At 72.3% G+C, this 20850-nt stretch carries 11 protein-coding genes; 3 read left to right on the top strand and 8 right to left on the bottom strand.

Going from position 1 to position 20850, the window contains the following annotated elements:
* Positions 1-2 precede the first annotated feature (2 nt).
* Together ACZ7BZ_RS30500 and ACZ7BZ_RS30495 are read right to left on the bottom strand one after the other, a co-directional pair.
* Positions 3-788: a hemerythrin domain-containing protein gene (locus ACZ7BZ_RS30500; RefSeq protein ID WP_380455838.1), complete on the bottom strand. Its 786-nt coding sequence runs from the start codon at positions 786-788 to the stop codon at positions 3-5.
* A gap of 286 nt (positions 789-1074) precedes the next feature.
* Positions 1075-2127, bottom strand: coding sequence for an alpha/beta hydrolase (locus ACZ7BZ_RS30495; protein WP_470361144.1), 1053 nt, complete (start codon positions 2125-2127; stop codon positions 1075-1077).
* Between the two features lie 428 nt (positions 2128-2555).
* Here ACZ7BZ_RS30495 and ACZ7BZ_RS30490 point away from each other — a divergent pair, with 428 nt between their 5' ends.
* On the top strand, positions 2556-3308 hold the full coding sequence (locus ACZ7BZ_RS30490) for an SDR family oxidoreductase (protein ID WP_470361143.1): 753 nt from the start codon (positions 2556-2558) through the stop codon (positions 3306-3308).
* Between the two features lie 75 nt (positions 3309-3383).
* Here the strand turns inward: ACZ7BZ_RS30490 and ACZ7BZ_RS30485 are convergent, their stop codons facing one another.
* The 4 genes from ACZ7BZ_RS30485 to pulA form a co-directional block, all read right to left on the bottom strand.
* Positions 3384-3605, bottom strand: coding sequence for a hypothetical protein (locus ACZ7BZ_RS30485; RefSeq protein ID WP_470361142.1), 222 nt, complete (start codon positions 3603-3605; stop codon positions 3384-3386).
* A gap of 109 nt (positions 3606-3714) precedes the next feature.
* Positions 3715-5463, bottom strand: coding sequence for a carbohydrate-binding module family 20 domain-containing protein (locus ACZ7BZ_RS30480; protein WP_470361141.1), 1749 nt, complete (start codon positions 5461-5463; stop codon positions 3715-3717).
* A gap of 304 nt (positions 5464-5767) precedes the next feature.
* Positions 5768-8098, bottom strand: a complete 2331-nt coding sequence (locus ACZ7BZ_RS30475) for a M4 family metallopeptidase (RefSeq protein WP_470361140.1) — start codon at positions 8096-8098, stop codon at positions 5768-5770.
* Between the two features lie 604 nt (positions 8099-8702).
* On the bottom strand, positions 8703-14222 hold the full coding sequence (pulA, locus tag ACZ7BZ_RS30470) for a pullulanase-type alpha-1,6-glucosidase (RefSeq protein ID WP_470361139.1): 5520 nt from the start codon (positions 14220-14222) through the stop codon (positions 8703-8705).
* A 317-nt stretch (positions 14223-14539) separates the two neighbouring features.
* Between pulA and ACZ7BZ_RS30465 the strand changes: the two genes are divergently transcribed.
* Entirely contained in the window at positions 14540-15505 is a 966-nt protein-coding gene (locus tag ACZ7BZ_RS30465; RefSeq protein ID WP_470361138.1) for a phosphatase PAP2 family protein, read from the top strand.
* A gap of 95 nt (positions 15506-15600) precedes the next feature.
* Here ACZ7BZ_RS30465 and ACZ7BZ_RS30460 read toward each other — a convergent pair whose 3' ends face one another.
* Positions 15601-18627, bottom strand: a complete 3027-nt coding sequence (locus ACZ7BZ_RS30460) for a bifunctional [glutamine synthetase] adenylyltransferase/[glutamine synthetase]-adenylyl-L-tyrosine phosphorylase (protein ID WP_470361137.1) — start codon at positions 18625-18627, stop codon at positions 15601-15603.
* 160 nt (positions 18628-18787) lie between these two features.
* Between ACZ7BZ_RS30460 and ACZ7BZ_RS30455 the strand changes: the two genes are divergently transcribed.
* Positions 18788-19930: an acyltransferase family protein gene (locus ACZ7BZ_RS30455; protein WP_470361136.1), complete on the top strand. Its 1143-nt coding sequence runs from the start codon at positions 18788-18790 to the stop codon at positions 19928-19930.
* Here ACZ7BZ_RS30455 and ACZ7BZ_RS30450 read toward each other — a convergent pair.
* On the bottom strand, positions 19897-20850 hold a 954-nt coding region (locus tag ACZ7BZ_RS30450; RefSeq protein ID WP_470361135.1), incomplete at its 5' end, for a hypothetical protein. The two genes, ACZ7BZ_RS30455 and ACZ7BZ_RS30450, sit on opposite strands and share 34 nt — an antisense overlap.

Genomic DNA, 20850 nt, shown 5'->3' with positions numbered 1-20850 from the left:
GCTCAGTCGACCAGGCTCCCCAGACCGCCGCCGTCCACCGGCCCCCACAGCGGCGCGGTGCAGCGCTGGTAGGTCGCCTGCCAGTGCGGCCAGTTGCGGGCCACATCGTCGTCGCACTCGGCCAGCAGCCGCTCGACCAGCACCGGGTCGACCCCGTCCAGCAGCCAGGCCAGCGCGTCCGGCGCACCCGGACCCTCCGCCGAGCGCAGCAGGTCGAGGAGTTCGCCGAGACCGCCGAGCCGGGAGTTGCCGGTGACCACCCGCTCCATCCGGGGCAGCAACTGGCGCTCCTCGATCCGCAGGTGGGTCTCCAGCCGGGCCGCCAGGTCCTCCATCGCGTACGCGACCGGCCAGGCGCTGCCGGTGTCCCGGCTGGCGATCCGGACCAGCGTGGTGACCCGGGTGAACGAGTGGTCCAGGTTGTGGTGATCGGCCTCCAGCCAGTTGAGCAGCAGGCGCAGCTCGGGCGCGAAGCGCCGCACGATCGGCCAGATCCGGGTGTCCTGCTGCTCGTGGTGGCAGGTCAGCATCGCGGTCATGAAGGTCCAGTGCCGCAGCATCGCCTCACCCTTGTCCTCCTCGTCGGGCTGGAGCAGCCGGAGCGCGTTGGGCAGCCGGGCGAGGTCCCGGCGCAGGGCGGCGTGGACGAGCCGCAGCCCCGCGAAGCGGACGGTGAACGCCTCATCGTCCGAGGCCGGGCCGTACGCGTCCGCGCCCCGGTGGTCGACTCCGGGCTCCGCCTGGGCGGGGACGGAGGCGGCGGGCTGAGGCAGCAGGTGGATCGGCATGACACTCTCTTCACGACGTGGTGAGGCGGACGGGGGCGGCCGGTGAGGACCGCCCCATCCAAGGTGCTCTCAGTCGATCAGAAGCGAATCAATGTCCGATTGACGTGCAGGTCACGGGCCTGCGCGCGGGTTGGGCGTGCTCCCCCGGGACGCGCCTGGAAGGCGCGCGGAACGGATGCGGAACGAACCCCGGAAGGACCCGGAACGGACGGAGGGCCCGCCACCCCGATGGGTGGAGGGCCCTCTCCGCGCGGGGCGGCACCCGCCCGCGGCACACCGTGCCGGCTCAGTCCGAGGCCGGCCCCGCCAGGTTGGCGGTGAGCCACTGCAGGGTGTCCGGGATCATCTTCTTGAAGTCCGACGTGAGGTGCTTCCCACCCGGCTGCTCGTAGTACTGGATGGTCACCGGGGCGACGGCCTTGGCCACCCAGCTCTTGACCACGTCCTTCTCGTACCCGTTGGCGCCGCCCGCGGTGACGTACATCTTGACGTCGGCCTTGCCCTGGGTGATCAGCAGGTTGGGGTTGTTGGCCGCCTTCTCGGCGTCGTGGCCCTTCCACAGCCCGGAGTCCGGGATGAAGTAGCCGTCGATCGGCACCGCGGCCTTGTAGACGTCCGGGTACTGGAGGGCCATCTTGGCACTGCAGAAGCCGCCGGTGGAGGCGCCCATCACGCCCCAGCTGTCGCGGCCCTTCAGGGTGCGGAAGTTGGCGCGGACCCAGGCCGGGATGTCCTCGGCCATCCAGGTGCCCATCTTCGGCTGACCCGGGATGTCGGAGCAGTCCAGCGCGTTCTTCTCGTCGCCGTTGAAGTTCTGCACCGGCATGATCATGATGAACGGGTGGGCCTTGCCCTGCTTGGCCAGCTGCTCGTCCACCTCCTGGATCGGCAGCTGGTTGTCGGTCCAGGTGTTGTAGCCGTTGCTCTGGCCGCCCGCGTAGAGGGTCAGCACCGGGAAGCCGGTCTTGGCGAACTTGGGGTCGTTGTACTCGGGCGGCAGCCAGACCCAGACCTGGCCGGTGACACCGGACTTCGCACCGGCCACCTTGGTCATCATGATCGGGCCCGCGCCGGTGTCCCGGACCTTGGTGAGGTTCGCGGCCGGACCGGTCGGCATCAGCACCTTCCCGTTGGCCGGGGTGGGCTGCTCGGCGGAGGGCGTCCCGGTGGTGCCCGCGAGCGGGCTGCCCTCGGCGGGGGTCGCCGCCGGGGTGCCGTCGGCCGAGGAGCCCTTCCCCTTCCCGCCGTCGGACCCTCCGCAGGCCGCGAGCGAGGCGGCCAGGGCGAGCACGGCGGCGCCGGTCAGGACGGCACGGGAACGGGACGACTGCCTAAGCACGGTGAGGACTCTCCGACCGATGTCGCGCCCGGTCCGTCTGACCGGGCGGCGGCCCCCCGGTGGGGCCGGACAGGCCCGGGGCGCGACGCTGTGCGGGCCCCGGAGCGACGGCGCGCGGACCCTCGCGGAAGCGCACCTTCCTGCGATCTTATGACGTGGCCCCGGCCCGGCCGGTTGCGAGGTGGCCACCGGAAATCCAATGTTTGTTCGCGATCAGGTAAAGGCCTTCACCGGTCCCGTCGGACGGCGGGGGCCGGACGGCGGGGGCCACAGCGGCCGGCCTCCCGGGCGGTCCGGATTTTGGGCGCTTTGCCCAGTGACGGCGGTCCGCACATCCGGAACGATCGCCTCAGCACGCCCGCCGGCAGCGTCCGGGCGGAGTGCGCCCGTGCCGGCACCGAGCCACCGAGCCACCGAGGAGAGCCACCATGCTCGAACAGATCGCCGTCGTCACCGGAGCCGGGAGCGGCGTCGGCCGGGCCGTCGCGGTCGAGCTGGCCGCGGCCGGCTGGCGGCTGGTGCTGGCCGGACGCCGCGCCGAGCAGTTGCGCGGGACGGCCGACGCCTTCCCCGCCGGTGTGCTGCCCGCCCACGTGGTGCCGACCGACGTCACCGACCCGGCCGCCGTGGACGCGCTGTTCGCGACCGCCGCCGAGCGCCACGGCCGGGTGGACCTGCTGTTCAACAACGCCGGGACCTTCGGCCCGGCCGTCCCGGTGGAGGAGCTGGCGGTCGAGGACTGGCGGGCGGTGGTCGACCTCAACCTGACCGGCGCGTTCCTCTGCGCCCGGGCCGCCTTCCGGCAGATGAAGGCCCAACACCCGCAGGGCGGCCGGATCATCAACAACGGCTCGATCTCCGCACACGTCCCGCGCCCGCACTCGATCGCCTACACCGCGACCAAGCACGCCGTCACCGGCCTGACCAAGTCGCTGTCGCTGGACGGCCGCCCGTACCGGATCGCCTGCGGGCAGATCGACATCGGCAACGCGGCGACCGACATGACGGCCGCGATGGGCGCGGGGGTGCGGCAGGCGGACGGCCGGATCGCGCCCGAGCCGACCATGGACGTCGCGGACGTGGCGCGCACCGTCCGGCACATGGCGGCGCTGCCGCTGGAGGCCAATGTGCAGTTCGCCACCGTGATAGCGACGGCCATGCCGTACATCGGCCGCGGCTGACACCGGCCGCGGCTGCCACCGGGCGCGGCCGAGGCACCCCGCCGGGCGGACAGCCGGGCACTCGGCGCTGGCCCGCTACTCGTCGTGCGAGTACCGGTACCGCAGCCCGCCGTCCGCCCCGTCCAGCCGGTAGACGCTGGTCGTCGGCCAGTACTCGCCGTCCTCGGCGACGGGCAGTCGGGTGCGGAGCACCATCCGCAGGGCGGGCGGCGGGGCGGTGGCGTGCACCCGCTTGCGGTGGCCGTCCCAGCGGCCGCCGCACAGTTCGAGGTCCAGGACGAGGGGGGTGGCTCTCATCCCGCGATGCTGTCAGCGCCGTACCCCTGTCGGGGGTTTGGAACGGCTCGGCCACTCGTACGGGGGACCCCCGTCAGCCCAGGGCTGACGGGGGTCCGAGGGCCCGGACCTACGACCGCCAGGTGTCGTTCAGGGTGACGTTCCCGGTGGCCGGCACCGTCGCCGTCCGGTTGGCGCCGGACTCCCAGGTCACCGCCCCGCTCGCGTCCTTGCGCAGGTACTTGTACTGGAACGAGGTGCCGGCCGGCAGCGAGAGCGCCAGCGACCAGACCGGGTAGCCGGCCGAGGAGAGCGGCAGCGCCTTGGCCGGGTCCCAGCCGCCGAGCGCCGGGGCGTCGCCGACCACGTAGAGGTTCTGCCCGTACGAGGTGGTGGCGTTGACGTTGAAGGACGCGCCGGAGGCGCTCGTGTCGGAGGCGCTCGTGCCGGGCTGGACGTAGAGCGCGACCGCGTCGCCCGCGCCGACCGTCGCGGTGAACTGCCCGTTGGCGCCGACCTGGTACGTCGGGCCGGTGCAGCCTCCGCCGGGCTGCGGGTCGCCGTGCTGGACGTCGCAGTAGGTGCCGGCCGGCAGCCCGGTCTGGAAGGTCTGGGTGATCGCGCCGGTCTCGTGGTTGATCGCGACGTAGCCCCGGTTGCCACGGCCGAAGGCGATCGCGTTGTTGCCGTTGGACCACCAGTCGGTCACCCCGGTGCCCGCGACCGCGTTGCGGAAGCCGACCATGTTGGCGATCTGCCGCCAGGCGTGGGTGCAGTTCCAGCCGTCCTGGTAGCAGGCGTTGACGGTGCCGCCGTTGGGCGGGCCGTCGTCGGTGCTGGCGAAGGAGTAGCCGGAGTAGATGTTGGGCGAGCCGTAGGTGGAGGCCAGCAGGAAGACGTTGGCCAGGGTGTAGGTGTTGCCGTAGGTGTAGTTGAGGGTGGAGCCGTTGCGCTCGGTGTCCCAGTTGTCGATGAAGCTGCGCGCTTGGTTGCTCGGCAGGTAGCCCCAGGAGGCGCCCCAGCTGCTGAGGTTGGCGAGCTTGTCGCCGGTGAAGATGCGCTTGAGGTCGGTGCCGACCCGGAACTCGTCGACGTCGCCGTTGCCGGTGTACTCGGTGGGCTGGATGGGTTCGCCGGCCCCGTAGATGACCTCCTGCACCCAGTAGGCGTTGGGGTTGGCCATCTTGGCCTTGATGGCGGCGAGTTCGGTGGCGGCGATGTGCTTGGCGGCGTCGATCCGGTAGCCGTCGACGCCGAGCGAGCCGAGGTCGTCCAGGTAGTGGGCGATGGTGGTCTGGACGGAGCTGCTGCCGGTGTCCAGATCGGCGAGGTTGACCAGCTCGCAGTCCTGCACGTTGGTGCGGTCCTGGTAGTTGGAGATCGGCTGGCGGCAGGTGTGGAAGTCCTGGTCCTGGTACGTGCCGGGGTAGTTGTACTTGGTGTACACGGTGCCGCCGGTGCCGGTGCCGGAGCCGGCCGACATGTGGTTGACCACCGCGTCTGCGATCACCTTGACCCCGGCCGCGTGGCAGGTGTCGACCATGTTCTTGAAGGACGTGCGGTCGCCGAGCCGCCCGGCGATCTGGTAGCTGACCGGCTGGTACGAGGTCCACCACTGCGGGCCCTGGATGTGCTCCTGGGGCGGCGAGACCTCGACGAAGCCGTAGCCCTTCGGGCCGAGGGTGGTGGTGCAGGCCTGGGCGACGGAGTCGAAGCGCCACTCGAAGAGGGTGGCGGTGACGTCCTTGCCGTTGTTCGCGGGCGGGGAGGCCTGGGCCGCGGGGGCGCCGAGGGCGGTGCCGAGCGACAGCGCGAGGGCGGCCGAGGCGGCGAGCGCGCCGGCCGTACGGGCGGGCCGGCGGGTGGGGGTGGTGACCACGTCGTCTCCTGGGGGTGGCTGGGGTGGGGGACAGCCGGGGGTGAAGCCTGCAGGAAGTTTCTGTAACTTGCCGGAAACTTGCAGCGCTGAACCTAGGGCGACGGGGAAAGGCCGTCAAGGTCCCGGGAGATACGTTTCTGTATCGACGGACAGTCGGCGGGCGTCCGGCGGGCAGTCGATGGGCAGTCGTCGGCCGGTCGCCGGGCGCCAGCAGCCGGAACGGCACACGACAAGGGCCCGGCAGCCGTAGCCGCCGGGCCCTCACCTGTCCTGGTTCACCGGTCCCTCAGGAGCCGGCGCGACCTCAGCCGGTCTGGATCGAGGTGTCGTCGATCACGAAGCTCGTCTGCAGCGAGGAGTCCTCGGTGCCGGTGAACTTCACGGTGACCGTCTGGCCCGCGTAGGCCGAGAGGTCGAAGGTCCGCTGCTGGTAGCCGGCCGCCGCGTCCGCGTTGGAGTAGGTCTTCAGCGCGGTGCCGTTCACCGTCACCGCCAGCTTGTCGTACGCCGTCGAGCCCGACTCGGCGGTGTCGATGTGCAGCCAGAAGCTCAGCGTCGCCTTGCAGCCCGCCGGGATGGTCACCGTCTGCGACAGCGAGTCGGTGTGGGTGCTGCCGTACCCGTCCAGGTACGCCTTCCAGCTGCCACCGTGGGCCGGCTCGGAGGAGCTGTTGTCCACCACGCCGCTCGAAGCCGTCCACGGCGAGGCCGTGCCGGTCTCGAAGCCCGCGTTGCCGAGCAGCTGGGCCGGGGTGCAGCTGCCGCCGCCACCACCGGTGACCGTCCAGGTGAAGCTGGTCGTACCGGACTTGCCGGCCGAGTCCTTCACCGTGACCGTCACGTTGGAGCTGCCCGCGGCGGTCGGCGAGCCGGTGATCACACCGGTGCTCGCGTTGATGGCCAGCCCGGCCGGCAGCCCGCTGGCCGAGTAGGACAGCGGCGCCGTCCCGCCCGAGGCCTTGATCTGCAGGTTGACCGAACCGCCCACCGCGGTGGACTGGTTGCCCGGGCTGGTGACACTGACCCCGCCCGGGTTGGGCAGCGAGCCGACGTTGACGGCGGCCCAGGCGGTGGCGACCGCGTTGTACTCGGCGCTGTTGGCGCCGTACAGGTCGGTGGCCGCGTTCAGGGTCGCGGTGCGGGCGGCGGCGTAGTCGGTGGTGGAGGTCATGTACGCGGTCAGCGCCTTGTACCAGACCTGTGCCGCCTTGTCCCGGCCGATGCCGGAGACGGTGATGTTGTTGACCGTCGGGCTGTTGTAGCTGACGCCGTTGATCACCTTGGCGCCGCTGCCCTCGGCCAGCAGGTAGAAGAAGTGGTTGGCGACACCGGACGAGTAGTGCACGTCCAGGTTGCCGACGCCCGAGTACCAGGAGTCGGCCGAGGTGCCGTCCTTGGAGGGCTTGTCCATGTACCGCAGCGGCGTGCCGTTGCCGTTGATGTCGATCAGCTCGCCGATCAGGTAGTCCGGCACGTCCTTGGACAGGTTGGCGTAGAACTCGACCATCGTGCCCATGATGTCGGAGGTGGCCTCGTTGAGGCCGCCGGACTCGCCCGAGTAGTTCAGGTTGGCGGTGGCCGAGGTGACGCCGTGGCTCATCTCGTGGCCGGAGACGTCGAGTTCGGTGAGCGGGTGGGTGTCGCCCGAACCGTCGCCGTAGGTCATGCAGAAGCAGCCGTCGTCCCAGAAGGCGTTGACGTAGCCGGTGTCGTAGTGGACCCGGCTCATCGCGCCGACGCCGTCGTTCTTGATGCCGTTGCGGCCGAAGGTGTTCTTGTAGAAGTCCCAGGTGACCGCGGCGCCGTACTGGGCGTCGACGGCGGCCGACTCCCGGTTGCTGGCCAGGCCGTTGCCCCAGGTGTCGCTCGACTTGCTGAACAGCGTGCCGTTGCCGGAGGTGCCGTTGCTCATGTCGGTGGTGTACTGGCCGCCGCGGGTGGCGTCCTTGAGCGAGTAGGTCGAGCCGCTCTGGGTGGTGGTCAGCGGCACCTGGCCGACGAAGACGCCGTTGCCGCTGCCGCGCTTGATGCCGTCGGCCTTGCTGAGCACGGCACCGGTCTTGGCGTCGGTGACGACGTGCAGCTTGCTCGGGGTGCCGTCCGACTCGCGGCCGCTGACCACAGTCTCCCAGGCGAGCTTCGGGGTGCCGTCGGCGGCCCACACGACCAGCCGGGGCGCGCCGTCGACGGTGCCCTGCTCGGCGGCGAGCGCGGCTTCCTGGGCCTTCGGCGCGGCCAGCGCGGGGGTGGTGTCCACGCCGGCGAGGTTGGCCTCGCTGGCCTTGGTCACGCTCTTGGTGGCGCCCGCGGCGTCCTGGTGGACGATCAGGTCGCCGCCGAGGACCGGGAGTCCGGCGTAGGTGCGCTCGTAGCGCAGGTGGCGGGCACCGTTGGCGTCCTGGACGACGTCCTTGGTGACCAGCTGCTCCTTGCCGCTCAGGCCGAGCGCCTGGGCCAGCGAGGCGGTCTGCTGGTTCGCCGAGGCGATCAGCGCGGCCCGGCTCGCCTGCTGGGTGGCGACGGCGGTCGGCGCGTCCGGGGCGGCCTGTGCGATCACCGGTATGCCGGTGACCAGCAGCGCCGTGGTGGCGGCCAGGACGACTGCCGCCTTCCGGGCGTGAGCGTGACGAGACATGCGGACTCCTTTTCCGACCGGCGCGGGTGCGCGCACGGTGGAGAGAACCTGGGCCGCGGGGTTGCGGCGCAGTGGGGGCCTCCGTCGGGTGCGACAGAGGTGCGAGGTGCGGTGCGAGGTGCGGTGCGACGTGCGGCGCAAGGTTCGGCGCAAGATGCGGTGCTCACGAGTCGTGCGGTTTCTTTGCAGGTTGGGACGCGCTGCACCTGAACTGGGGCAGCTGCACCGGGGGGTGGGGCCCCCTCGTCTGCAGCCGGAGGAATCGTGGCAGCAAACGCGTCGTTAATGACAGATGCATGCCACCGATTGGCCGATTAATTACCGAAACCGTATGCACGACGTTTCGTCAGTTGTGTTACGTCATGACGAAGTCTTGAACACGGTTTTCATGCCATCGACAAAGTTCGATCACCACCGGAGGTGACTGACCAGCACTCGGTCCCACCGCCGACCCCACCGGGCCTCCGGCAGCGCCGGACCGGCCCGGCACGTCACAGTTCCGGCCGTGCCACCACCTGATTCCGGCCAAACCCCGGCCGGAACGGAACCGGGCCCCGCAGCACCGGAACGGCGCTGCGGGGCCCGGGAGTCGGGGCCGGCGGAATCAGCCCTGCACGAACACCGCCACGGTCCGGCCCGGCACGGTGAAGGTGCCGGTCGCGGCGTCGAAGCCGGACTGCTTCACCACCCCGTCCAGCCCGCCCGCCTGGACGGGGTGCAGCGCCTGGTTCGTCCCCTTCAGGGCCGCCACGGTCTGCGCCTGGGCGGTGGGCGTGGCGTTGAACACCACGGTGACGCCCTTCTGGGCCCCGGCCAGCCCGGTGCCGTCCAGGTGCAGGGTGATCACCCCGGGCGTCTCACCGGGCGTGCCGGAGAGCGGGTACGACAGCCGCCGCTGGACGTCGGCCAGGGTCGGCAGCGAGAACAGCGGCGAGGACTGCTTGATCCGCAGGAAGTCCTGGAACTGCGCGCTGGTCGCCCGGATGTCGGCCGCGCCGACGGTCGACTCCGGGTTGGCCAGCAGGGACTTGGCGGCCGGCCAGAGTTCCTGGTTGTCCTTGGCCATCGGCAGGCCCCGACCCCAGCCGTTGCCCTGCGAGGGGTCCCAGTGGATCGCGTTGAACCAGTCCCCCGAGTCGTAGGAGTTGGAGTCGAGCGACTTGGAGCGCAGCAGGTCGCTGCCGGCCTGGGCGAAGCCCGCGCCCTGGGTGAGCGCGGTCAGCGACAGCCCGAGGGCCTGCATCCGGGCCCGGTCGGCGGGCGGGGTGCCTGCCGGCAGCTTGTACGCGAGAGCGTCGAACAGGTCGGTGTTGTCGTGGGCGTCCACGTACTCCACCGCCTCGCCCGGCTTGGCCGCGTACCCCGTCGGGGCGCCGTTGTAGTCGACCTGGGCGCCGGTGACGGCCTTGCCCGAGCTGTCGGTGAAGGAGTAGCCGGCCAGGTTGCCGGTCAGTCCGACCTTCAGCTGGTCCATCTGGTGCAGCAGCCGGGCCTTCTGCTCCTCCGGAGTGCCGTTCGCGGCCGAGCCGTTGGGGTCGGTGTACAGCCCGGAGGCGAAGCCCTGCTGGGGCGCGGAGCTCAGCATGAAGTTGCCACCGCGGGCGGCGTCGCGGATCCGGTCGTCGAAGGTGGCGATGCCGGTGCCGGCCATGTTGGCCTGGGTGGCCTGCTCGAACCGGGCGTTGTTCGCGACGGTGCCGAAGTTCCAGCCCTCGCCGTAGAGGAAGACGTTCTTGCCGTCCACCCCGTCCGACTCGGGCGTCATCTTCCGCAGCGCGGCCTGTACGTCCAGCATGGTGGACTTCGGGTCCAGGCCCATCAGGTCGAAGCGGAAGCCGTCGACCTGGTACTCCCGGGCCCACAACGTCACCGAGTCGACCACCAGCCGGTTCATCATGGCGTGTTCGGGCGCGGTGTCGGCGCAGCAGCTGTCCGTGGTCACCTTGCCGTCGGCGTCCAGCCGCTGGTAGTAGCCGGGCACCACCTTGTCGAGGACGGAGCGCTCGGCCTGGCCGCTGGCGGCGGTGTGGTTGTAGACCACGTCCAGCACCACCCGCAGCCCGGCCGCGTGCATCGCCTGGACCATCTGCCGGAACTGCACGGTACGGGCGGTGCCGTTCGGATCGGTCGCGTAGGAGCCCTCCGGCACGTTGTAGTGCAGTGGGTCGTAGCCCCAGTTGTAGGCGTCGTCGGCGGCGACGGCCGCCACGCACTCCTGCTGCTTCGGCCCGTCCGGGGGAAGGGACTTGAGGTCGCAGGCGGGCAGCTTCTGGTCCGCCCGGTTCTCGTGGATGGTGGCGATGTCGAAGGTCGGCAGCAGGTGGACGGTGGTCACCCCGGCCTTGGCGAGGTCCCGGAGGTGCTGCATCCCGGCCGAGTTCGACTCGGTGAAGGCCAGGTAGGTGCCGCGCTCGGCGGCCGGGACGCTGGTGTCCTCCACCGAGAAGTCCCGGACGTGGAGTTCCTGGATCTGCTGCTGCGCGGGCGGGATCGCCTTCGGGTGGGCCTGGTCGTCCCAGCCGGCCGGCTTGAGCTCCTTGGCGTCGAGGTCGGCGACCAGGCTGCGCTCGGAGTCGGTGGCGAGCGCCACCGAGTACGGGTCGGTGACGGTGTTGACCACCAGCTGCTGCACCGAGGGCGCCCAGACCTTCACCTGGTACAGGTAGTACTTGCCGTCCAACTCCTTCCTGTCCCGGACGACTTCCCACACGCCGGTCTCGTCGTCCAGCTTCAGCGGAAGCGTCCTCGGGGTGCCCCCGGTGGCGCTGTCGAAGACCTGGACGGACACCTGCTGGGCGGTCGGCGCCCAGAGCGAGAGCGCGACCTTGCCGTCGTAGTACGCCGGGCCGAAGTCCACCTTTCCGGTCCGGCCGGCGTACAAGTCGTCCAGCACGCCCGGGGTCTGCACCCCGGTGGCGGCCAACGCGGCGCCGCTGGGCAGGTGTTCGGTGAACAGCAGCTGGCCGCGCAGCGCGGCCGGGACGCGGGCGGTGTCCCGGGCGTCCACGGTGAAGGCCCGGTAACCCGCCAGATGGGGGTACTTGGCCTTCTGGGCGCCGGTCAGCCCGCCCGTGACGGGGGTGAGCCGGATCCACTGGCCCGGCTTGGTCAGCACGCCCTTGTCGGCGCGGATGCCGCCCTGCGGGTCGTAGACCAGCTGGGCACTGGTGCCGCCGGCCAGGGCCTGGTCGGTGGCACCGTAGTTCGCCGGGACGACGACGGTCTTCGCGTCGATCCACTGGGCCTTGGCACCGGAGAGGTCCAACTGCGAGGAGGCGGCGGGGTTCTGCGGCAGCAGGTAGCCCTCGCGGCCGCCGAGGACCCACACCTCCCGGCCGTTGACGGCGAAGTCCAGCGACTGGTCGGCGGGCAGGTCCTTGTCGTTGCCGTTGTGGAGGATGTAGCTGAGGCTGGTCGCCCCGGGGGCGAGCGGCACCTCGAAGACGGCGCCGAAGGCGTCGCGGCGCGCCGGCAGCAGCGGCTTGCCCCAGTCGGTGGGCGTGGCGGCGCCGGTCCAGTCGTGCAGGCCCCAGCCGTCGTAGTTGCCGTCGGCCCGGTTGTAGTGGATGACGGCGGTGCCGGCGGGCGGGCTGTCAGCCGGGCCCGGGTCGGTGGTGCGGACGGTCGGGTCGCCCTGCTTCAGCCAGACCTCGCCGGTGGCGCCGACGTCGAGGTGCCGGTCGGCGTCCACGTCCTTGACGCCGTTCTTCTCCACGATGAAGCCGATGTCCGAGGCGCCGGGCTTGAGCCGCACGTACGCGAAGGCGCCGTACGCGTCCCGCCCGGTGAAGGGGTGCCCGGCGGGCCACTGGGTGCCCTCGCCGTCGGCGAGGTCGCCCCAGGCGTAGAGGTTCCAGCCGTCGTAGTCGCCGTCCGGCCGGTTGTAGTGGACGACGGCGTACGGGCGGGCACCGGCGGTGGGCACCGGCACGGGCGCGGGGGTGCCGGTGGTGAAGCTCGCGGTGGCGGAGCGCAGGTGGCCGCTGGAGTCCTGGACGACGGCCTTGTAGCGCACCACCGTGCCGGGGGCGACGGCGCCCAGGTCCTGCGTCACCGCGTACTTCCCGGTGTCGGCGGTGCCCAGGGTCTGCCAGGGCCCGTTGCCGATCTGGGCGGCGAAGGAGACCCGGTCGAAGCCGCCGCCGTCCGGCGTGGCGCCGATCGTCACGAGCCCGGTGGATCCGTCCGCGGGCGGCCGGACCGAGAGCTGCGGCGCGGCGGCGACCGGGGCGAGCTTGGCGCCCGCCTTGAACACCACGGAGGACAGCGCCGGCACGGTCACCGTCACCTTGCGGTCGGCGCCGCTGGTGATCCGCGAGCCCGCCGACGGGTAGATCGGGTCGAAGCCCATGCCCGCCGAGAAGGTGTCCAGCGTGACGGTCTTCGCCTCGGTGGCGTTGTTGACCGCCACCAGGTACTCGACCTGCTGGCCGGCGTCGATCCGGGAGAAGGCGTACACGCCCGCGCCGTCGGCGGCGTAGCGCTCGATCTGCGCGCCGTCGGCCAGTGCCGGGTTGGCGCGGCGCAGCTCGGCCAGGCCGGCGATGCCCTGGTAGAGCTCGCCGCCCTGCCCGTACCGGTCGGCGGGGCCGGAGGGGCCGCCGAGCACCCGGTCGCCGTTGTACGAGGCCGTCCTGGAGGCGAACATGTCCTGCCGGGCGTCCTTGTCGCCGCCCGCGCCGGTGAAGCCTTGCTCGTCGCCGTAGTACACGACGGGCTGGCCGCGGGTGAGGAACTGCAGCTCGTTGCCGAGCCGGTCCTTCTTCAGCAGGGTGGCGTCGTCGGCGCCCGGGTTGTCGGCGAGCAGGAAGGAGCCGAAGCGGCCCATGTCGTGGTTGCCGAGGAAGGTCGGCAGCTCGTAGGCGTCGGTGTCGGCGCTGGTGTAGCGGTAGTCCTGGCCGTAGACGTCGGCCAGGTTCCGGGCCGAGCCGCCCTGGGAGACGTAGGACCGGGCCGCGCCCTGGAACGGGAAGTCCAGGGTGGCCTGGAGCTTGCCCTTGGTGACGTAGGGCGAGGTGACGGCCGGGTCCCCGGAGTAGACCTCGCCGAACATGAAGAACTTCTTGTTGCCCTGCTTGGCGGCGAAGTCCTTGAGCGCGGGCGCCCACTGCTGCCAGAAGGCCAGGTCGACGTGCTTGACGGTGTCGATCCGGAAGCCGTCGACCCCGGTGTCCTTGACCCACTGCTGGTAGACCTGCTCGAAGCCCTTGACCACCCGGGGGTTCTGGGTGTCGAGGTCGTCCAGGCCGTTGAAGTCGCCCTCGGTGGCGGACTCGCCGACGAAGGTGGAGTCCCCCCGGTTGTGGTAGAGCGCCGGGTCGTTGAGCCAGGACGGGGTCTTGGCCTCGGCGTCGGCCGGGGTGCGGAAGACCGGGGTGTAGGGGAAGGAGTCCTTGGTGGTCTTCGGCCAGGGGCTGCGGGCGTCGGCGATCGCGGTCTCGTCGACCGGGTTGCCGTCCGCGTCCAGGGTCGGGTAGGCGCCGGTGGAGCGGTAGCCGTGCTGCTGCTCGGCGTCGTCGATGACGTCGGCGGTGTGGTTGGTGATGACGTCGAAGAAGACCTTGATGCCGCGCGCGTGCGCCTTGGCTATCAGCTCCTTGAGCTGCTCGTTGGTGCCGAAGTGCGGGTCGACCTGGGTGAAGTCGGTGATCCAGTAGCCGTGGTAGCCGGCCGAGGCGTCGGCCCCGCTGCCCTGCACCGGCTTGTTCTTGAAGATCGGGGCCATCCAGATCGCGGTGGTGCCGAGGTTCTGGATGTAGTCGAGCTTCTGGATCAGGCCGGCCAGGTCGCCGCCGTGGTAGAAGCCCTTGTCGCTCGGGTCGAGGCCGTTGTCCAGCCGTCCGCCGGTGATGCCACCGGTGTCGTTGCCGGGGTCGCCGTTGGCGAAGCGGTCGGGCAGGACGAAGTAGTACTGCTCGCGGGTGAGGTCGTGCCGCCCGGCGGTGGCCGCCAGCGCGGCGTCCGAGGGCGGGGCCGGCGGGGCGGCGGCGAGGGCCGCGGGGGCGCCGCCGAGGGTGGCGGCGGTCAGCGCGGCGGCCAGCAGCGCGGCCGTGCGGCCGGGTCTGCGCCGGCCGGTGCGCGGTGGAGCGGGGCTCCGCCCGGGGCGGAGCGCGGCATCGGTCACTGAGGGGCTCCCTTAGGGGAAGGGGCGATCGATTTCCCAGGAAGCTAGCGGCCTGCAATATGTTTCAGCAAGATGCAGAAACGGTTTCGTGCCGGGAAAATCCAGGCCTGCGGCCCTCCCGGCGACCCCGGTTACGTCCCAACGGCGGACGGCGTGACAATGGGACGTATGTCCGTCCCACCGGTAACCACCAGACCCGATCGCACCCCCTACCCCGGTGGGATCCGCCCCCTACCCCTGGAGGGGGACATCCGGTGAAGAATCCACTTCCAGAGGATGAGCAGACGGCTACGAGTGGTCTGGCAGACTTCTCGCCCATGGGGGAACCGACCGAGATCCAGCGAGGCGACACCGGGCGCGCCGCCACGGCCCACGGTGGCGGTTCCGAGGCAGCCGGGGCCACCGCGGCCCGGCGGCCCGAAGGAGCCACCCGTGCCGCCCAGTCCCGCACCGCCGCCCTGCGCAACCGCGTCCGCGACCAGCGCCGCTCACCGGCCCGGCCGCGGATCTGGTTCGAGCTGGCGCTGATCGGGATCAGCTACTGGCTCTACTCGATCGTCCGCAACGCCGTCCCCGAGCAGGAGGCGGTGGCCCAGCGGAACGCGAGCTGGATCTGGGATCTGGAGCACCACCTCGGCATCGCCGTGGAGCGCTCGATCAACCACGCCGCGGACAGCGTCGGGTGGCTCATCACCGGGATGAACTACTACTACGCGACGCTGCACTTCATCATCACGATCGGCGTGCTGGTCTGGCTCTACCGCAGCCACCCCGGGCGCTACGTCGCGGCCCGCACGGTGCTGTTCGTCACCACCGGGATCGCGCTGGTCGGCTTCTACTTCTTCCCGCTGGCCCCGCCCCGGCTGATGACGGACGGCGGCTTCATCGACACCGTTCAGACCCACCACACCTGGGGCTCGTTCGCCTCCGGTCCGGCCGCGCACGTCTCCAACCTGTACGCCGCCATGCCCTCGATGCACATCGGCTGGTCGACCTGGTGCGGCCTGGCGATCTTCTTCCTGGCCCGGCGGACCTGGGTCCGGGTGCTCGGCCTGCTGTACCCGCTGGCCACCCTGACGGTCATCATCTCGACCGCCAACCACTTCTGGATGGACGCCGTCGGCGGCTTGATCTGCCTGACGGTCGGCTTCCTCGCCGCCCGCTGGCTCTACCACGAGTGGGTGTACAAGCTGCCCCGGGTGCCCGCCCGGGAGACCGCGGACCAGCCGGTCACCGTCCCCGAGCAGTGGAGCGAGCCGGCCGTCGGCAGCGCCCGACGCTAGGGTCCGCCCGACGGATCTTGCCGCCGATGCGTGAGGGCCCCCCGTCGGGGCCCCTCACGCATCGGCGGCTCCGGTAAGGGCGGCCGCGCGGAGGCTCAGCCCGTCCCGTAGAACAGCCGGTCCACCACCGCCCGGGCCCGCCGGGTGGTGCGCCGGTAGTCGTCCACCAGCTCCCCGCTGTGCCCGGCGCCGTACCCGAGGTAGCGGGCCACCCCGGCCAGCTCCCGGGCCTCCCCCGGGAAGCTGTCCCCCGGCCGCCCGCGCACCAGCATCACCGCGGAGCGCACCCGGGAGGCCAGCACCCAGGCCGCCTCCAGCACCTCCGCGTCGGCCGGCTCCACCAGCCCGGCCCCGACGGCGGCCGCCAGCGCGGCCCTGGTCCGGGTGGTGCGCAGCCCCGGCACCTCGTGCCCGTGCTGGAGCTGGAGCAGTTGCACCGTCCACTCCACGTCCGCCAGCCCGCCCCGGCCGATCTTGGTGTGGGTGGTCGGGTCGGCGCCGCGCGGCAGCCGCTCGGCCTCGATCCGCGCCTTGATCCGGCGGATCTCCACCAGGTCCCGTTCCGGCACCCCGGCTCCGGGGTAGCGCAGCGGGTCGATCAGCTGCCGGAACCGCGCGCCCAGCTCCTCGTCCCCGGCCACCGGCTCGGCCCGCAGCAGTGCCTGGCTCTCCCAGGCGTGCGACCAGCGCCGGTAGTACGCCGCGTACGAGGCCAGGGTGCGCACCAGCGGGCCGCTGCGCCCCTCCGGCCGCAGGTCGGCGTCGACCAGCAGTGGCGGTTCGGTGGACGGCGCGGCCAGCAGGGTGCGCAACTCGTTGCAGACCGCCTGGGCGGCCTTGGCCGCCTCCTGCTCCAGCGAGCCGAGCAGTGGCTCGTGGACGAGGAGCACGTCCGCGTCGGAGCCGTAGCCCAGCTCGTGCCCGCCGAAGCGGCCCATCGCGATCACCGCGATCCGGGTGGGCAGGTCCCCGTGCTCGGCCTCCCAGCCGGCGACGCAGGCGCGCAGCGCGCCCTGGAGGGTGGCGGCGTTGAGCGCGGTGAGCGCCTCGCCCGCGGCGTCCAGGGCCTCGGCCGGGTCCTCGCCGAGCCGGCCGAGCACGTCCGCGGCGGCGGTCCGGAACAGCTCCCGGCGGCGCACCGAGCGGGCGGCGGCCACCGCGGCGCCGGTCGAGCCGGCCCGGCCGACGGCGGCCAGTATCTCCGACTGGAGGGCCGCCCGGCCGCGCGGTACCAGGCCCTGGGGGTCGCCCAGCATGGCCACCGCCTCGGGGGCGCGCAGCAGCAGGTCGGGGCCGAGCCGGCCGGCCGACAGCACCCGGGCCAGCTGCTCGGCGGCGGCGCTCTCGTCGCGCAGCAGCCGCAGGTACCAGGGGGTGCGGCCGAGCGCGTCGGAGACCTGGCGGAAGTTGAGCAGCCCGGCGTCCGGGTCGGCGGATTCGGCGAACCAGCCGAGCAGCACCGGCAGCAGGGTGCGCTGGATCGCTGCCTTGCGGCTGACCCCGGAGGCGAGCGCGCTGATGTGCCGCAGCGCGGCGGCCGGGTCGGCGTAGCCGAGTGCCTCCAGCCGGGCCCGGGCCGCTTCCGGGCTCAACCCGGTGGCGCCGGGCGGCAGTTCGGCGACGGCGTCGAGCAGCGGCCGGTAGAAGAGCTTCTCGTGCAGCCGCCGGACCTCCACCGCGTGCCGCTTCCACTCGCGCTGCAGCGCGGCCACCGGGTCGGAGCGGGTGTCGTCGTTGATCAGCGCGGCGAGCGAGCGGGCGAGCCGGCGCTGGTCCTCCTCGGCGGTGGGCATCAGGTGGGTGCGGCGCAGTCGGTGCAGCTGGATCCGGTGCTCCAGCGAGCGCAGGAACCGGTAGGCGGTGTCCAGCGAGGCGGCGTCCGCCCGGCCGACGTACCCGCCGCGGGAGAGCGCGGCCAGCGCCTCCAGGGTGTTGCCGCTGCGCAGCGCCTGGTCGGTGCGGCCGTGCACCAGCTGGAGCAGTTGGACGGAGAACTCGACGTCGCGCAGCCCGCCCGGGCCGAGTTTGAGCTGGCGGTCCAGTTCGGGGGCCGGAATGGAGTCGATCACCCGGCGGCGCATCTGCTGCACGTCGGTGACGAAGTTGTCCCGGGCGGCGGCCTGCCAGACCATCGGGGCGAGCGCCTCGACGTACGCGGCGCCGAGTTCGGCGTCCCCGGCGACCGGGCGGGCCTTGAGCAGAGCCTGGAACTCCCAGGTCTTGGCCCAGCGCTGGTAGTAGGCGAGGTGGCTGGCCAGGGTGCGCACCAGCGGCCCGTTGCGGCCCTCGGGGCGCAGGTTGGCGTCCACCGGCCAGATGGTGCCCTCGCCGGTGGTGTCCGAGCAGAGCCGGGTGAGCGCGGCGGCCAGCCGGGTGGCGGCCCGGACCGCCTCGTGCTCGGCCACGCCCTCGCGCGGCTCGGCGACGAAGATGACGTCCACGTCGGAGACGTAGTTGAGTTCGCGGCCGCCGCACTTGCCCATCCCGATCACCGCGAGCCGGCAGGCCGCGGCGGCCTCCGGGTCCTGTTCGGCGGCGATGTCCAGGGCGGTCTGGAGGGTGGCGCCGGCCAGGTCGGCGAGTTCGGCGGCGGTCTGGGCGAGGGCGGTGGTGCCGGTGAGGTCGCGGGCGGCGATGGCCAGCAGGCAGCGGCGGTAGGCGATCCGCAGCGCGTTCTCCGGGGCGTGCCCGGTGCCCCGGACGCCTTCGGCGAGGGCGCGGCGGAAGTCCGCCGGGCCGGGGTGCATGTCGCGCAGCTCGAAGGTGACCAGCACGTGCCAGTCGTGCGGGTGCCGGGCCAGGTGGTCGCCGAGCGCGGTGGAGACGCCGAGCACGCCGAGCAGCCGGTCGCGCAGCGGCTTGGAGGTGGTGAGGGTGTCGCGCAGGGTGTGCCGCTCGGCCTCGTCGGCGGCCTCCAGCAGCCGGGCCAGGCCCAGCAGCGCGAGGTCGGGGTCGGCGGTGGCGCCGAGCGCGTCCAGCAGCACGGGGTCGTCGGCCAGGCCCTCCAGTCCGGGGCCGTCCAGCAGCCGGACCGCCTTGGCGGGGTCGGTGAACCCGCGCCGGACCAGCCTGATCTCGGGCCGGCTGACCCGGCTCCCGGCCCGCTGCTCCTCCACCGCCATCGGCCCCTCCATCCGTCCGCCCCAGCAGGTTACGCGCCCGGGCGGCCGCGTGCCGGGCGTGACCGCCGGGTGGACGGGCCCCGCGCCGACGTGACCTCGCCACCGCCCCGCTCGTTCACCCGACGCCGCCCGTCCCCTCCCCGCCCTCACGGAGCGCCCGATGCCCCGCCGCCTGCCCTCGCTCACCGGGCTGCGCTTCTGGGCCGCCCTGCTGGTGGTGCTGTACCACCTGTCCCGCAAGGTCGGCGAGCTGCCGCTGCTCAGCCCGCTCGCCTGGTACGGCCGCTCGGGGGTGACGTTCTTCTTCGTGCTGTCCGGTTTCGTGCTCGCCTGGACGTACGACGGCGCCCCGGTCCGCGCCCTGACCTTCGCCCGCCGTCGCTTCGCCCGGATCCAGCCGCTGCACCTGCTGTCCACCGCCCTCTCGCTGGGCGTGGACGCCGTCACCGGCGCGGTGCTGCCGCTGGCCGCCACGCTCTGGTCGCTGGTCCTGGTCCACCCCTGGGCGCCGTCGACCGTGTACGGCGGCAACCCGGCCTCCTGGTCGCTGGGCGCCGAGGCCTGGTTCTACCTGCTGTTCCCGTTCCTGCTGCGACGGCTCTCCGCCCGCCCGCGCGGCCGGCTGCCGCTGGCCCTGCTCTGCTCGGCGCTCGGCCCCGCCCTGTGGGCCGCCGGCGCCCTGCTGCCCGCCGACCCGGGCCTGCGCGGCTGGCTGCTGGACTACCTGCCGCTGACCCGCACCCCGCAGTTCGTGCTCGGCGTGGTGACCGGCCTGGCCGTCCGGCACGGCCTGCTCCCCCGGCTGCGGCTCGCCCCGGCGGTCGCCGCCGTCCTCGGCTGGCACCTCGTCCTGGTGCCCTGGCACGCCGCCGTCCCCGACGGCCTCTGGTACGGCCCCTACAGCGCCTCGCAGTTGTTCCCGGCCCCGCTCTTCGCGGCGCTGCTGGTGGCGGCCGCCCAGCGGGACGCGGCGGGCACGGCGCCGCGGCTGCTCGCGGGCCGGGCGGCGGTGCGGCTCGGCGAGTGGTCGTACGCCTGGTACCTGGTGCACGAGATCGGCATCCGCTGCTGGCTGACCGCCGTCGGCCGCCCCACGCCGGGCGCCGCCACGGCGGGCGTCTGGCTGCTGCTGGCCGGGGTCTCGCTGCTCGCCGCCGGTGCGCTGTACCGCCGGGTGGAGCGCCCCTGCGAGCGGCTGCTGCGCTCCGGGCGCGCGGCGGCGCCGCTGCCGCGGGTGGTGCGGCAGCGGCGCGGGGAGGCGTCGGAGACTCAGACGTCGGTGGAGCCGTCCAGGTTGACGTAGGCGTAGAAGACGCCGACGTTGTAGCCGTCCTTCTGGGTCTTGAAGGTGGCCGTCAGGTCGGTGTCCTTGTTGCGCAGGAACGGCGAGATGTCCCAGCGGTTGGAGTCGTAGCCGAAGTTGTTGCGGTTGTACGGGTTGCGGGCGAACTGGTCGGCGGGGACCAGCTCCTCGATGGTGGAGTTGAACGCGTCGTCCGGCGCGTGGTTGGCGTCCTGGAACAGCGCCGCGGGCCCGTTGGTGGACTTGACCGACAGGGTGTCGCCGGTCCACTTGAGGTCGCCGTCGTAGACGACGAAGCCGAGCTTGCCGCCGACCGGCCCGCTGTCCGGGGTGTGCAGCCCGGACAGCTTGACGTCCAGCGCCGGGCTGTCCGGCAGCTCCACCTGGAAGCCGTCCCAGAGGTGGATGTGCCGGAGCGGCTTGCAGTCGTTCTCGTAGGCGACGACGATCGTCCAGCCGCCCCAGCTGTGCGGCTTCACCACCGAGTCCATGTTGGCGACGGTGTAGGTGCCGTTGCCGGCGTTCTTGACCAGGTCGGTGATGTCGGCGGACGCCTGGTAGCTGCTCTCCACGTCGGTGGTGATGTAGCCGATGGACGGCTGGTCGTTGGAGATGTTCCGGTACTGCGTCTCGCCCGGGACCTTCAGGTACACCTCGTCGATCTGGTTCTCCGGGAGCACGGTGTCGCCGATCCCGCGGGTACCGCCCCAGTACAGCCGGGCGTACTTGACGGTGGATCCGTCGATCAGGCCGAGGTCGGCGGAGCTGGCGGAGTAGATCGGGTCGCCGAGCGGGCCGATCGAGCCCGGATCGATGTTGATGTACTTCATCTCGTACTTGTTGTTGATCGGCCTGGGGCCGAGGCCCTGGCGGGCCTGCTCGCACGGCGGCTGCTCCGGGTCCAGCGGCGCCTTGGTCTC

The organism is Kitasatospora sp. NPDC036934 (assembly GCF_055608425.1).
Note: the sequence above shows the minus strand (reverse complement) of the source record. Positions and strands in the feature narration are given on the sequence as shown.

Coding starts and splice junctions, on each gene's coding strand:
- ACZ7BZ_RS30455 (WP_470361136.1), top strand. CDS start 18,788: ATGCCCCGCCGCCTGCCCTCGCTCACCGGGCTGCGCTTCTGGGCCGCC.
- ACZ7BZ_RS30485 (WP_470361142.1), bottom strand. CDS start 3,605: ATGAGAGCCACCCCCCTCGTCCTGGACCTCGAACTGTGCGGCGGCCGC.
- ACZ7BZ_RS30460 (WP_470361137.1), bottom strand. CDS start 18,627: ATGGCGGTGGAGGAGCAGCGGGCCGGGAGCCGGGTCAGCCGGCCCGAG.
- ACZ7BZ_RS30475 (WP_470361140.1), bottom strand. CDS start 8,098: ATGTCTCGTCACGCTCACGCCCGGAAGGCGGCAGTCGTCCTGGCCGCC.
- ACZ7BZ_RS30465 (WP_470361138.1), top strand. CDS start 14,540: ATGGGGGAACCGACCGAGATCCAGCGAGGCGACACCGGGCGCGCCGCC.
- ACZ7BZ_RS30500 (WP_380455838.1), bottom strand. CDS start 788: ATGCCGATCCACCTGCTGCCTCAGCCCGCCGCCTCCGTCCCCGCCCAG.
- ACZ7BZ_RS30490 (WP_470361143.1), top strand. CDS start 2,556: ATGCTCGAACAGATCGCCGTCGTCACCGGAGCCGGGAGCGGCGTCGGC.